14 protein-coding genes and 1 pseudogene are annotated in these 14,113 nt (G+C 40.1%); 5 read left to right on the top strand and 10 right to left on the bottom strand.

Annotated elements, in window-relative coordinates; all coding sequences use genetic code 11:
• Positions 1–8 precede the first annotated feature (8 nt).
• A complete protein-coding gene (locus tag AB5Z52_RS07090) occupies positions 9–1,160 on the top strand; it encodes a pyridoxal phosphate-dependent aminotransferase (protein ID WP_288551517.1) in 1,152 nt (383 codons plus the stop codon).
• 108 nt (positions 1,161–1,268) lie between these two features.
• Here AB5Z52_RS07090 and AB5Z52_RS07085 read toward each other — a convergent pair whose 3' ends face one another.
• Together AB5Z52_RS07085 and AB5Z52_RS07080 are read right to left on the bottom strand one after the other, a co-directional pair.
• Entirely contained in the window at positions 1,269–1,979 is a 711-nt protein-coding gene (locus AB5Z52_RS07085; protein WP_021150917.1) for a DUF4811 domain-containing protein, read from the bottom strand.
• Positions 1,976–3,454: an MDR family MFS transporter gene (locus AB5Z52_RS07080; protein WP_086269213.1), complete on the bottom strand. Its 1,479-nt coding sequence runs from the start codon at positions 3,452–3,454 to the stop codon at positions 1,976–1,978. The genes AB5Z52_RS07085 and AB5Z52_RS07080 overlap by 4 nt, the downstream gene beginning before the upstream one ends.
• 136 nt (positions 3,455–3,590) lie before the next feature.
• Here AB5Z52_RS07080 and AB5Z52_RS07075 point away from each other — a divergent pair, with 136 nt between their 5' ends.
• The 4 genes from AB5Z52_RS07075 to spxB all read left to right on the top strand — a co-directional run bounded on the left by AB5Z52_RS07075 (position 3,591) and on the right by spxB (position 7,536).
• Positions 3,591–4,058 (top strand): MerR family transcriptional regulator, encoded by a 468-nt coding sequence (locus tag AB5Z52_RS07075; RefSeq protein ID WP_003127260.1) that lies wholly within the window; start codon positions 3,591–3,593, stop codon positions 4,056–4,058.
• 200 nt (positions 4,059–4,258) lie between these two features.
• Entirely contained in the window at positions 4,259–4,486 is a 228-nt protein-coding gene (locus AB5Z52_RS07070) for an aldo/keto reductase (protein ID WP_229073607.1), read from the top strand.
• Positions 4,487–4,860: 374 nt separating this feature from the next.
• The gene (locus tag AB5Z52_RS07065; protein ID WP_003127257.1) at positions 4,861–5,553 is read left to right on the top strand and encodes an N-acetylmannosamine-6-phosphate 2-epimerase; all 693 of its coding nucleotides are present in this window, start codon (positions 4,861–4,863) and stop codon (positions 5,551–5,553) included.
• 255 nt (positions 5,554–5,808) lie between these two features.
• Entirely contained in the window at positions 5,809–7,536 is a 1,728-nt protein-coding gene (gene spxB / locus AB5Z52_RS07060) for a pyruvate oxidase (RefSeq protein ID WP_288551520.1), read from the top strand.
• A 150-nt stretch (positions 7,537–7,686) separates the two neighbouring features.
• On the opposite strand, the gene AB5Z52_RS07055 is transcribed toward spxB, so the two are convergent.
• The 8 genes and pseudogenes from AB5Z52_RS07055 to AB5Z52_RS07020 all read right to left on the bottom strand — a co-directional run.
• Entirely contained in the window at positions 7,687–7,944 is a 258-nt protein-coding gene (locus AB5Z52_RS07055; RefSeq protein WP_003127255.1) for a TfoX/Sxy family protein, read from the bottom strand.
• Between the two features lie 202 nt (positions 7,945–8,146).
• Positions 8,147–8,605, bottom strand: coding sequence for a class I SAM-dependent methyltransferase (locus tag AB5Z52_RS07050; protein ID WP_288551518.1), 459 nt, complete (start codon positions 8,603–8,605; stop codon positions 8,147–8,149).
• A gap of 1 nt (position 8,606) precedes the next feature.
• On the bottom strand, positions 8,607–8,978 hold the full coding sequence (locus AB5Z52_RS07045) for a bifunctional 2-polyprenyl-6-hydroxyphenol methylase/3-demethylubiquinol 3-O-methyltransferase UbiG (protein WP_288551519.1): 372 nt from the start codon (positions 8,976–8,978) through the stop codon (positions 8,607–8,609).
• Positions 8,979–9,363: 385 nt separating this feature from the next.
• The gene (gene abc-f / locus AB5Z52_RS07040) at positions 9,364–10,833 is read right to left on the bottom strand and encodes a ribosomal protection-like ABC-F family protein (RefSeq protein WP_086269215.1); all 1,470 of its coding nucleotides are present in this window, start codon (positions 10,831–10,833) and stop codon (positions 9,364–9,366) included.
• A 351-nt stretch (positions 10,834–11,184) separates the two neighbouring features.
• Positions 11,185–11,778: a uracil-DNA glycosylase family protein gene (locus tag AB5Z52_RS07035; RefSeq protein WP_041120252.1), complete on the bottom strand. Its 594-nt coding sequence runs from the start codon at positions 11,776–11,778 to the stop codon at positions 11,185–11,187.
• A 171-nt stretch (positions 11,779–11,949) separates the two neighbouring features.
• Complete coding sequence (locus AB5Z52_RS07030) at positions 11,950–12,078, bottom strand: hypothetical protein (RefSeq protein WP_005472549.1); 129 nt, start codon at positions 12,076–12,078, stop codon at positions 11,950–11,952.
• Between the two features lie 213 nt (positions 12,079–12,291).
• Positions 12,292–12,711, bottom strand: a complete 420-nt coding sequence (locus AB5Z52_RS07025; protein ID WP_041120254.1) for a DUF4430 domain-containing protein — start codon at positions 12,709–12,711, stop codon at positions 12,292–12,294.
• Between the two features lie 121 nt (positions 12,712–12,832).
• Positions 12,833–14,113, bottom strand: a pseudogene (locus AB5Z52_RS07020) (ribonucleotide-diphosphate reductase subunit alpha); the annotation flags it as partial.

Genomic DNA, 14,113 nt, shown 5'->3' with positions numbered 1-14,113 from the left:
ATGAACCTATGAAACAGTCGATGATTGCACAACGATTTCAAACACCCGAAGAAAATTTACTAATGGACATTGCAACGATTGCCAAGAAAACACCAAATTTGATAGATCTGTCCATCGGCGATCCTGATTTGATTACTGATCAGTCGATCATTGCTGCCGCTTTTACGGACGTCAAAAATGGACATACAAAATACACGGCTTCTGATGGTAGTTCCGATTTTATTCAAGCTGTTGTCGATTTTTATCAGACCCATTATGGATTGACTTTCGCCAACGATCAAGTACGGGCCTCAGTTGGTGCGTTACATGGCATGTATCTTGCCTTGTGCGCGATCTTGGATCCTGGAGATGAAGTAATTATCCATGAGCCTTACTTTTCTCCTTATAAGCAGCAAGTTGAAATGGCTGGCGGAAGCCCGGTTTTCATCCCTACCTTTGAAAAAGATGGTTTTCAGATCGCTATTGATGTATTAAAAGCAGCGATTACCGACAAAACAAAAGCCATTATCATTAATTCTCCCAACAATCCCACTGGTGCTGTCTTTTCGCCGAGAACTTTTAAAGCAATTGCTGAAGTTGCCGAAGAAAATGATTTGTTGATCTTGTCAGATGAAGTGTACGAAGCCTTTTGTTTTATGGAAGAGTTTGTTCCTATGGCCACTTTTGCGCCTGAGCGGACGATTACTTTTAGCAGTTTTTCAAAAGCTTTTGCTATGACTGGCTGGCGGATTGGTTACATGATCGCTCCTTTATCCATCAATCAGACAGCCAAGTTGATTAATGAAAGTATTGCTTATTCTGCTCCTACCCCCTCACAACGAGCGGGAATCTATGCGTTGAATCACTACGACGAACTTGTTCCAGCAGTCGTGGAAACCTTCAAAAAACGGCTAAGTTACATTCAGCAACGAGTCGCTACTATTCCTTTTCTTTCTTTGTCTCCTGTCAAAGGAAGTATGTATGCCTTCATCAACATAGAAAAAACTGGCTTGGATTCTGTTACTTTCGTTGAAAAACTTTTAAAAGATACTAGCGTGCTAATGATTCCCGGTAAAGCTTTTGGTGAGACGACTGGTGATCATTATGTCCGTTTAGCTGCTACGCAATCAATGCCAATGCTAAAAGAAGCCTTTGATCGCATTGAGCAGTTCACTTTTTAATCAACAAAAAATCCCTCTGCAACTAGAGTGATTGAACCATTCGCCAAAAGTTAGCCATAAAAGCTAACTTTTGGGAGTGATTCACTCTCTTGGAGCAGAGGGATTTTTTTATTCTTTTTTTGCTTCTTGAATCAGTTTTGCTATTGCTTCTTTTTGAAATTCTGCAGTGAATTGACTGATTTTTGCTTTTTGTTCCGCAGCATCCATTGTTGGGTCAGCCATCAAAGCGGCTTGCATCTTCTCTTGAACAAAAGTTTGTGCTTCTGTTTTCATCGCTTCTTGTTGGTTTTCAACAAGACTGGCTAGTTTTTTCGCTTGATCAACAGTTAAGAGAGTCCAAGAATCTGGAAGAGAGAACGTATTCTTTTCACGAATAAACTCTTCATCATTCCCAGCTATTCCAAACAAGAAACGATAAAAATCATTTTTATACGTCCAACGGGTCGTTTTCGTTTCTTTTTGTGCCGATTTGGCATCTTCGACGACATGATTCGTCACATGGTCCATTCTTGTTTGTTTTGGTTTCTTTTGCGACTCATCTGTGCGGTACAAATAGATTTTCTCAGTTCCATCACCCAAAGGTTGATACAACAGCATTGGCAACTGATCATTGTCACTGCTTGAAACTAACGGCTGTGTAGTCGTTGTGGTGGTTTTTTCCATTCCAAAATGTGCGGATAGATTGGCCATCATTGCTGTTAAGCTTAAGACAAAAACCAAACCAAAGAGAAGTGAAATAACAGTTTGGACTTTATTTTTGGCAAAAACATTTAATAACGCAAAGGCAATTACACTGATGACGACAATCACTAACATCATTTGCCGTCACCTCCTTTAAGAACAGTCAACTGAGGCTCTTTTTTCTTCAATGCAAAGGCAATCAAAAAGCCTAAAAAGCCAAAGACAACAGCGACATAAAAAGCAGCATGATAACCAGAAAGCGTTGCTTCGATCGCTTTTTTTTTGTAAGCAAGCGGTGTTGCCTTCAACAAGCCCTCACTTGGAAGATTTCCTTTGGTTACATTTGATAAGACACTGATCAAAATCGCCGTTCCAATTGAGCTGGCAACTTGACGGAAAGTATTATTAACTGCTGTACCATGACTGATCAAGTTTCCTGGCAAAGCATTCATACCAGAAGTAGTAACTGGCATCATAACCATGGAAATCCCAAACATACGAATCGCATAAAGAATGACGATATGCAAGATCGGTGTGTCTTTTGTTAAAAAGGCAAAAGGCAATGTTGCAGCAGTCAAAATGAACATACCGGTAATAGCTAAACGCTTTGCCCCATACTTATCAAAAATTGCCCCAGTGATCGGCATCATCGCCCCCATTACCAATGCCCCAGGTAAAAGCATCAAACCAGAATGAAAGGCAGATTCTCCCCGAATATTTTGGATATATAAAGGCAAGACCATTTCTGCGCCCACCAAGGCCATATTGGTCACACCTGAAAGAATGGCCGCTAATGTGAATGTTTTCGATGAAAAGACGCGTAATTCCAAAAATGGATGCTCGATGTGCAATTGTCGCCAAGCAAAAAAGGCGATAAACAAGACCCCAACTACTAAGAAACTAATGACCTCCACGCTTCCCCAGCCCTTGTCTCCGACACTGGAAAAACCATACAACAATGTTCCGAAACCGATGGTTGAAAGAATGGCAGAAAAAATATCAATTTTCGGATGAGACAGCTCGATAACACTCTTCATCAAGAAGACAGCTAAGATCAATACTAAAATAACGATTGGAATGACCATTCCAAACAAATAGCGCCAAGTATAGTGGTCAATGATCCAGCCGGATAGTGTTGGGCCTAAAGCTGGTGCCAACCCAATAACGATCCCCGACATTCCCATTGCAGAACCGCGTTTTTCTGGCGGAAAGATCGATAACATGATATTTTGCAACAACGGCATGGAGATACCAACACCGGCAGCTTGAATCAAACGACCTAATAGTAAGATCGAAAAATTAGGTGCTGCAAAACAAGCAATTGTACCAATTAAGAAAATCGTCATGGCAGTTAAATACAAATTTTTCGAATTGAATTTATTAATCAGCCAAGCGGTAATTGGAATCATGATCCCATTAACAAGCAAGAATCCGGTCGTCAACCATTGAACATCAGAAGCCGTAATATCGAAGGCATTCATCAAGGTTGGAAAGGCAGTCGTCAGTAATGTTTGATTCAATACTGTACAAAACGTACCGATCAGCAAAACGACAACCAATAAAGAACGATTGTACGGTTTACCGTATATATCTAAAGGACGATTATTTGTCATATTTCACACTCTTTTCACAAAATTTTTCAACAGCACTATACACTTTAAAACTTTCCCACTTATTTGTCAACCTACTTGACACAAAAGTAAAACAAGTTACAATATAAACAAATACCTTTACAAGAATGGAGAAAGCATGTCTCAAACCTTTCGTAAATTATTAGAAAATGACAATTTGCTGGTAGGGATCAGCGAGCTTAGCCGAATGTGTGAAATCTCTCCGCGTCAATTGCGTTACTGGGAACAAAAAGGCCTTATCCAATCCGTTCCTCAAGAAGAAAATGCGCCACGTAAATATCGACTGCCCACGGTGATCAAAGTTGAGTTGATCAAACGTTTCCTTGATGAAGGCTTTACTTTAACAAAAGCGGTAGAAAAAGCAGAGGAAAAAATAAAAACTGCGCACCATATACGTAAAGTTTTTACAGGGGCACTCCAGAATTTGGAAGTAATCAATGACCGATTTACTATTATCAGCCTAGGACCCATCAAGGATTCAAACCAATTGCTGCACATTATCCATGATGATGAATCGAATCAGCTTGACTACGAATTATTACCGGAAAACCAGCCATTGGACATTGATAAATACCGTAATCTCTGAGAAAACAAACAATAGTTAATAAAGGACTGCTGCACGCCCTTCGTCTTTCGGGAATGCAGCAATCCTTACTCTTGCCATTGCTCGTCATAGTACTTGATTTTGTTATCTAAACGATTCAAAGTCCCTTTTAGTTCCTCAAAACGTTGCCGCAAATTTTCTCATTCTTCGACTAATAAATGTTTGCGGGCCCCTTTCGTTCTTTGGCTAAAAAATATCATGTATCAGTACCGCAGCTAGCGATTCGCTATTGTCTCCAACTAGATCTCCTTCCTTTACCAAAAACAGTATCCATGGAACATATGAAGAACAACGCCGATGTTGCTTTTACAATTTCAGAAGAAGATCTGACTCGCTTAAAAGAAATCACTATGAATGATTATGGCTCTAATAATGAAATTCCTGTTTTCAAACGAGCCGCTACAAAATAATTGCAACTGAAAAGTGCTTTCCCAGAATCATTTCTGTCTCAGTGCAGAATCTGAATTCTGGGAAAGCTTTTTTGATGAGAAAAAGCCCTAAACTTATTTTGTTTCTTGCTTGAAGTGTTCCTTTTGAGAATGAGCGGCGGTTTTCAGTAAAACGAGAAGGATCTTCACAGCCCTCGCAGTCATTGGCCGTTTGACTGCTTCCGAGAGAAATCATTTACAAAAGCCATTTTTCCATGCTATAGTCCCTTTGAAGAAGTCAAAGGTAGAAGCCGCTTTGAATAGCTGACTTAATTGAAAAATTAACAAAATTGACAAAATCAACTTAGTAGCATTCGTAGCGCTAGCTACCAAATCGAGAAAAGGAGTCTGTATCCATGAACAAAACAGAATTTTTACAAGCAATATCTGGTGGCTTGATCGTTTCTTGTCAAGCTCTTCCAGGGGAACCCTTTTATACCGAAGAAGGCGGCGTGATCCCTCTTTTTGCGGTGGCAGCTCAAGAAGCAGGTGCGGTCGGAATTCGTGCCAACTCTGTACGAGACATCCAGCAAATCAAAGAAAAAGTGTCCTTGCCAATCATCGGTATCATAAAAAGAGACTACCTACCTGAAGAACCGTTCATCACTGCTACGATGCGCGAAGTAGATGAATTAGTTGCAACCGGTGTCGAAGTCATTGCGCTGGATTGTACTTTGCGAAAAAGGCACGATGGTCTAACCATCAATGCATTTATCAAAAAAATCAAAGAAAAGTATCCTGACCAGCTGCTGATGGCAGATATTGCGACTTTTGAAGAAGGCCGCAATGCTTACCAAGCTGGGGTCGATTTTGTTGGCACAACATTAGCGGGTTATACCAAAGACCGTGAGCCAACAGATGGACCCGATCTCGAACTGATCCAACAACTTGTTGCTGAACAGTTGCCCGTCATCGCTGAAGGAAGAATTCATTCTCCTGAACAAGCCAAACAAGTTCAGCGTCTAGGGGTTGCAGGTATCGTTGTAGGCGGTGCGATTACCCGCCCCAAAGAAATCGCGGCTCGTTTTATCACAGAATTATCCAATTAGTTTCATAAAGAATCGCATACTTCTAGGGCTTTTAGCGAACAAGCCTCTGATGACTGAATAAGGGTACCATGATTTTAGATGCATCTGACACAGGTGCATCTTTTTTTGCAGGTTTTCTATTCTTTGTACTATTTTTCCTCTGTTGAATTTGATTGCTGATAACCGGGAGTTTCCCTTGTGAGTCGAGTCACATTTTTTGTTGTCTTTTTTAGAATACTTTATACTGAAAGAAAGAGGAGAAAGTGAGTGAAGAAAATGACAAAAATCAATGCAGGTGTCGCCATGGTAAAAGTCTTTGAGGCTTGGGGGATCGGTCACATTTATGGCATTCCCGGCGGTTCATTTAATTCCACAATGGATGCACTATACCAAGAACGCGAATCCGTTCGCTATATCCAAGTTCGCCATGAAGAAGCAGGTGCTCTCGCCGCCGCTGCTGATGCCAAACTAACTGGTAAAGTCGGGGCTGTCTTTGGTTCAGCAGGCCCTGGAGCTACCCACCTAATCAATGGATTGTATGATGCTCAAATGGATAATGTACCCGTAGTAGCATTACTCGGTCAAGTGGCATCAAGTTCAATGAATTACAATGATTTCCAAGAAATGAATGAAAATCCGATGTTTGCAGATGTCAGCATCTACAATCGAACGGTCATGTCCCCTGAAAGTCTGCCACACGTGGTAGATGAAGCTATCAAGGCTGCTTATAAATTTCGGGGCGTCGCTGTCGTGACGATTCCCGTTGATTTTGGCTTCAAAGAGATTGAAGCCCAAGAGATCGCCACAGCCAAAAACCATAAAACTGGGGTGATCCTACCTAATGAAGCAGACTTAAAAGCTGCCCTCCCCTATTTTGAACAAGCAAAAAAACCCGTTCTTTATATTGGACAAGGGGTATTCGGCGGATTTTCAGCAATCAAAGAATTTTCTGAGTTCTTTTCGATGCCAGTTGCGGCTTCTGTTTTGGCGAAAGGAATCGTTCCTGATATGTATAAAAATTTTCTTGGCTTTGCCGGAAGAGTTGCCACAAAACCTGCGAACGAAGCACTAGCCGAAGCGGATCTGATTGTCTTCGTGGGGAGCGATTTTCCATTTGGTCGTCGTTTCTTTAATCCGAAAGCCAATTTTGTTCAAGTTGACATTGACTCCTCGAAATTTGGACGTCGGCACAACACAGATGTCTCGGTGTTAGGCGATGGGATCACTGCGTTGAATCAATGGGTCACCCTAGGAACCGAGCGACCAGCAGACCAATGGCTGGCAGCAAATCAAGAAAACATTGTTCGCTGGCATGCTTGGCGCCATCACTTTGACACCAATCAACAAGCTCCTCTTCGTCCAGAACCGATCTTCAAAGAAATTAACCGCATTGCCGAGCCGAATGCGATTTTCGTCAGTGATGTCGGAAATGTGACGATCAACAGTATTCGACATTTAGACATGACAGGAGAACAGCGTTTTACCACTTCTGGCTGGTTCGCTACGATGGGGAACGGTGTTCCAGGAGGAATTGCCGCCCAATTGAGTTTCCCCGATCGCCAAGTCTTTACATTGAGTGGGGATGGCGGTTTCTCCATGCAAATGCAGGATATTTTGACCCAAGTCAAATACCAATTACCAATCGTCAATATCGTCTTCTCTAATGATTCTTTTGGATTTATTGAAGCAGAACAAGAGGATACCGAACAAAAGAAATTTGGAGTCTTTCTAGAAGGCGCAGACTTTGGGAAAGTTGGGGAAGCACTTGGTGCAAAAGGATATACCATCACTCGTTACGAAGACCTAACACCTGCTTTTGATGCAGCAAAAACCAGCAACGGCCCTGTAGTTATTGATATCAAGATCGAAAATGCTCGTCCACTTCCTGTAGAGGAATTGAAATTGGATCCAGAAAAATTTTCGGCAGCTGAAATCGCCGCCTTTAAAGAAAAATACCAAGTCCAAGAAATGCCTACTTTGAGAGAACTGCTTAAAGGTAATTAGCATAAAGCTATGCCCTAAAAAAAAAAAAAGACCGAACAATCAATCAGACACTTCCAATGTTTTTCACGGAAGTTGTCAGGCATTGTATGGTCCTTCTTTTTTGTGTTTTAGATCACAAATCTGATTGGTTTGACTCCTTTTGCAAATCAATCAAGAAACAGTCTGGAAAAACGTTCGCAATTCTTGCTTTCTCGCAGCTGAAATCTGCGTTTTAGGAATTCCTTGTATTGCTCCCTCAATCCCATAGAGCATGTGTAGACAAGCCCCGGGATCCCGCTGGGTACGAATACGCATAAAAATGGTTTCTGCTGTTGCAGACTTCATTTTCTCCACCGAATCGATGCCAATCGCATGCAAGTGTTCGGCAAGAACCTTTCCTACATTCGGTATTTTTTGTAATTCTTCCATGATACGCCTCCTCTCAACGATGTTTCTGCAGTTTTATATTTATTGAACAAATCTTGTTTGATTGTTACCCTATATTCCTTCACAAATCTGCATTAATTTGATGGGCAGAAAAAGGAAGCTTCATCAGAAACAATAAGACTTTTTTCATTTTATCCCTCCTCTTCATTTTAGCGAATTGTCCCCTAAAATGTAACCCTACCGTTTACTTCTTTAGCAACATCGCGATTGTTTCACTCTCTTTCGTATAGCTTTCGCCACAAACGTTGCTATAAAGCTGATACTCTTTAAATCCAACCGCAGCCAGTTCGGCAGCCAATGAGTGCTCTGTAAAACAACTAGTCCACACATTGTAAGTTATCTGATCCTCTTGAGTGATCACCATTGTTTGATCTAGCCAGACAAAGTTGGGATATTTACTGGTCTTATTCAATGCAAGATAGGAGTTCTCGCTCCAAAAGCCAGCTCCTTCTGAGTACTCCCATGATTGCTGCACTACAGTCTGATCATATTTCGTTGCACTAAAGACATCTAGCAAGAATTTTCCGCCAGGCTTCAACCAGCGATAAATGTTTGCTGTCAGCAGATGTCGATCGTTTGCAGATAATGCACCAAAGTCGCAATAGATCATCACGATCAAATCAAAAGTTTCTGTCAATTCCATCTCAAGGTAGTCTTGTTTTAGGTAGGAAATAGGCAACTGTTTTTTTTCGTGCAGACTCTTTTGCATAGTCGATCGATCGCTTTGAGAAATCTACCCCTGTTACTTGATAGCCAGATTCAGCAAACAATTCTGAATAGAGCCCTGGTCCACACCCTAGATCAAGAAGGCTTGGATAATCTGCTGGTGGGACTTTTTGACAGATCCAGCTAGCAGATTTTTTGATAAAGGACCGATTTCGACTGGCCCCATCTATACTCGGATCCAAATGATTTTCTAGCATTTTCTGAGAAATATAGTCATCTGTCCAGAATGGGGTATCGGTTTGTTGATAGATTTTTGGCTGTTTAATGAAGTCTTTCATTTTGTTTCGCATTTTTCTGCTCCTTTGATTGATTATTTGTGTAACTGAATAGTTTTCTTTGGTCCTCCTTTTGCGTGATTACTATAAAAGAATAAAAAAAAGCGATGGTTACCCATCGCTTCCGTGAAAAGAGAAGTTAGAGTAAGATAAAATCAATAGCTAGGCAACTTAAATAAACCTACAAAAGCGGTTATTTTTAGCCTGTTCAATTGATTTTATTTACTCTTTTCCAGTCATACCTATAGCACTGATTGTGTACTATCAGCTATGCCGAACTTCATCACCTGTTCATTCAATTATGACTATACTTTACCACATTAAAGCAGTTGCAGCAAACCCTTTCACGATTTTGCGTTCAACGTTACGAGCATATGCGATTAAGAAAATGGCCATACGTTTAAGTGATTTTTTTAAGTTTTTGATCGACGACTTGATAGACCTCATTAGCAACTCGATCAACAAATAATTGATCATGAGAAGTAAATATAACTGTTCCAAGATAATCCCTCATTAGTTTTTCCAGGGCTACAATCGTAGGAAGATCAATAAAATTAGTTGGTTCATCTAAAATGAGAACATTTGCTGGTTTAACAAAAAGTAGCGCAATTTGAACTCGTGTCGCTTCTCCTCCGCTCAATTTTTTTACGGGCTTTAAAATTTCTGTTTGATAAAAACCAAGGTTATGCAAAATACTTCTGACAAATGATTCAGAATAATCGGTTTGTTTCATTAAATAAACAAGAATTGATTCCGATTCAGTCATTTTATAGGACAATTGTTGGTAACTAGCAAAAACTACCTTAGGAGATAAGACAATTCCTTTACCATCATTTAAAATATGATTCAATAAAGTCGTTTTTCCACAACCATTTGCACCTACAATCGCGATACGCTTTCCTAATCCAAATTGAAAATCACAATCATCAAACAAAACTCTCTGTTCATATTGAATTGAAACGTTGTGTCCTTTTATCGGATAAGGATTATGAATTTCTATGCCTTTTGGTGCTGCAAAAATAATTTGTCTCGGCTCAGTCAATGAATGATGCTCACCTAAATGATCCAAACGGCTTTTCATTGCCTTTGCTGTTTTATGAAGATTCTTTTGAATTGTATCCTTTTGTTTGGATGATGCCAATCGATCAGGACGACTATTTTTCTGCTGCATTTTTTTAGAGACTTTACTAATCTTTGCAGCTTGCTGAAGTTTACTTTCAATCGCCGCTTCCAAGCGCTTCTTTTCTTTCAAGTGACTTTCAAACGCATGTTTTTGATGCAGTAATTCCATTTTCTTTTGCTGTTTATACGCATCAAAGTTTCCGTGATATTCCCGTACACACCCCTGATCAATTTCCCAAATTTTCGTTGCTAATTGGTTCAAGAAAAACCGATCATGACTGACAAAAAGCAATGTACCATAGTAATGCCTCAACTCCTCAATAAGCAATGAAATACTTTTCTGATCCAGATGGGTGGTAGGTTCATCCAACAAAAGACCCATTTCATAGTTCGATAGTGTTCGAACCAATCGTGACTTTGCGGCTTCCCCACCGCTCCAGCTATCCATTGAATGTTTTGGTAACGAAAAGCGGCTAATGATTTCCCAGTCAACGGATGAAAAATCGTAAGAATCCTCGATCCCTCCAATTTGGGCAAAATAATTAAAGGTCGTGGTTGTCTGAATCGTGCCACTATCAGGCTGGATTTCTCCAGTAATTAATTTTAACAGTGTTGACTTTCCTTCACCATTTCTACCAATGATCCCGATTCGTTCTCCATGATAGGCGGATAACGCCTCAATTGACAAAACTTCTTTAGCGCCATATTGTTTTTTGATCTGTTTGAATTGGACTGTTAATGTTTCCATGAATGATCTCCCTCTCTCGTCTAGGAAAAAGGAAAACACAAAAAAGGCATAGCCTGGCGCTATCCCTTCATAAATAATTGGAAAAGTAGACACTCATCCCTTGAAATCGCGATCACCTAGACTTTTGAATAGTATTAAATTAATGATTCAAAAGATCGATCCACAATTTCATTGCCGCTGTCATGACTTTTCCTCCTTCAGTAAATGATTTCCTTAAGTATAGCAGATCCGAAAATACTTGTACAGAAAGGTTCGCATGAGTTCGCTGGAAGTCCCTTACACCAGTGTGTCCTATAATTTCAGCGGAAGATCTGTCATCCTGCGAGCTCATGGGATCGTCTGCTAATCAAATCATTCCTTCGTAATCACTTGATACATTTTCGCGATATCCTCGGCTGCCATCGTGACTTTAGATTTTTCGATCAATACATTCTTCCCTGTCATAATATAAGAAGGCAATAAGCGGATCTTTCCATAGTAGATTTCGTTCTGGCGTATTTTATATGTTGCAACGGAGGGAATCGCATTCTTTTTTTGCTGCTTTTTGGCGATTTGATTGAAGGCTTTTTTGGCGACATCCCCCATTAGCATAATCACTTCAATATTTGGAAATAACGACAACTCTTTTTCTAATAGCGGTAGATTTTCAGTGATAGTTTGTGTTTCAATTGTCGTCGTGTGTTTTGGCGTTTTGATCGCATTGGTCAAATAAATCCCTAAATCCAATAAGTCATGGGCAGAATCTACATAGATCCCAGCTTGTTGAAACAACGGCAACGTCGTAGAAAGATAAGCGCCATCTGTTGCCCCATAAAAATCATCTGTTGGATCTAGGGGAACGACTTCATTGATCAATACTGCTTTAATGGTTTTCGGATCGACTTCAATATCATTCAAAAAGATACTTTTTTCTGCTCCAGCCATCAATGCCTCTTTCACATTCATTTTCTCACTCCGTTCCTATTCTCTTTTCCTTAATCATACAAAAGGAAAGCGGCGAAGTCGAGGAGTACTTTGTGTTGAGAAAATCAGTCGGTACCCCTCTCTAAAAGAGACAAAAAACTGCGTAAGGAGGATTTCCTTACGCAGTTATACTCAATGAGTCGTGCTCATTTATTACTTATTGTAAATCTTTGGTCCTTTACGCATATTCTTGCGATCATTTTTTGGTGTGTCCATTTGTTTCGATCGGCCACCACCTTGTTTCTTTTTGATCAGTTCAAGCATTTTTTCTTTTTGGTTCACTATTTCCACCTCGTTTTCCCAGACCCTCTCTTATCTGATAAAACAAATCACTTTGATAAAAGAATTTAGCATCCTGATTAAATCTACTTGGATTTTGAACGTTTGTCAATCGTTGATTGCACAATCCCACAAATTTCACAATATAACATTCAATTCATTATTCAGAACGTTCGTCGGTTGAAAAACTTATGTCACACCTCGCGAACGTGTGAGTCAGAATGCTTGTAAATTAAAAGTGATGGTATCATCTTTTTTCAAAAGCAGATTTTGGGCACCTTTATCACTCATTTCATTATTGACTGTATAGACCCAAAATACATTGTTCTTTTGATCTTGACTCATTCCATCGATCGAAGTGATAAAGCCATCTTTTTCTTCAATCGTAAAGTTTTCTTTCATTACTTTCAGTAGTGATTCATTTTCTTGAAAAGCAACTTCTTTTGAGGTGACTTCCTCACCTTTATTCGTGATAACAATCGTAGCTGTTAATTGTTTCTGATCAACAGAACGTTCTGTGCTTTCTACACTTTGTGCATTTTGGGTATTTTCTGAAGATGTACGCGTATTTCCTTGACAGCCACTAGTGACAAATAATCCGCCTAACAACACGATTACGACTAACAATTTTTTCATTTATTTATTCCTTCCCGACATACGTCATTAAAATCTACTCTTTTATCCATCGAAAAACATACTAAATATTTACTGAAACACAGGTATATCTCTTATCTCTTCAATCACTAATGATCTATTTTTACAAACCACATTTCAATTGAATTTTACAATTGGTACATGTACTACAACCGCCAATTTCTTCTATTGTTCCTTCATGACAGATGGGACAAATGTCACCAGAAATCACTGGTTCATTCGTTTGGGTGGTAAATTGATCTTCTGCTGGTTCTACTTGAGTGTTTATTTCATTGTCGATTGCTTCCAAAGTCAATACTTGTGAGTCACGGCTGCCATCCACGTATACAGTACCGCCTTTGGCACCACCATCGTAGAGATCCATATAGACTTTCGCCACCTGACTTACAGAATACCCTTTCGGTGCATTGACAGTTTTTGAAATCGAACTATCCACCCAGCGTTGAATCGCACATTGAACACCAACATGTTCTTCTGGGGACAGTTCCATTGCTGAAATGAAGAAGTCTGGCAGCTGATCTTTGTCTGGTTCCGGATGATTCGCAAGATATTCTTCAACGATTGCTGCATTGATCTCAATAAATTTGCCTAATCTGCCACTTCTAAAATAGGAGAAGGAGTAGTAAGGCTCTAATCCTGTTGACACACCGGTCATCGTTCCCGTCGATCCTGTTGGTGCGACAGTCAAAAGATGTGAGTTGCGAATCCCAAATTGCATCACCCCTTCACGAATATGGGCTGGCATTTTTTTCATATACCCTGTGTCAATAAACTTCTCTCGTAATGCTTGTGTCTCTTGATCATCTTTCCCAATCAAAAATGGAAAACTGCCCTTTTCTTTTGCTAAATCAATGGAGGCTTCATAGGCGGTGATAGCAATCGTCTCAAAAATCTGATCGACTAATTGATTGCCTTCTGCTGAACCATAAGTTTTCTCACAATAGATCAGTAGATCGGCTAAGCCCATGATGCCAAGTCCAACACGTCTTTCACCTTTCGCTTGGCGCTCATTTTTATCAAAGAAGTAAGGGGTCGCATCAATGACATTGTCTTGAAAACGAACCGCGGTTTTAACCGTTTCTCTTAATTTAGCAAAATCAACTGTCCCCGTTTGATGATCGGCCATGTTTGCCAAATTGACTGCTGCTAGATTACATACAGCATAAGGTGTTAACGGCTGTTCACCACAAGGATTCGTCGCAACCACTTTTTGCCCATAGGCTGTAGCATTGGTCATTTTATTGGCATTATCGATAAAGAAGATACCCGGTTCAGCTGAGTACGTGGCACAAAAAGTGATCAAATTCCACAATTCACGAGCCCTGATCCTTTGATAGGTTTTTACTTTATGACCGGCGGCTTCCCATTCTCGCACATCTCCGAG

Origin of the sequence: Enterococcus sp. RTP21361st1_A6_RTP21361_211029, assembly GCF_040910045.1 — a bacterium.
Taxonomy (GTDB): Bacteria; Bacillota; Bacilli; order Lactobacillales; family Enterococcaceae; genus Enterococcus_D; species Enterococcus_D gallinarum.
The sequence above is the reverse complement of the archived record's forward strand: the minus strand, read 5'-3'. Positions and strand labels throughout refer to the sequence as shown.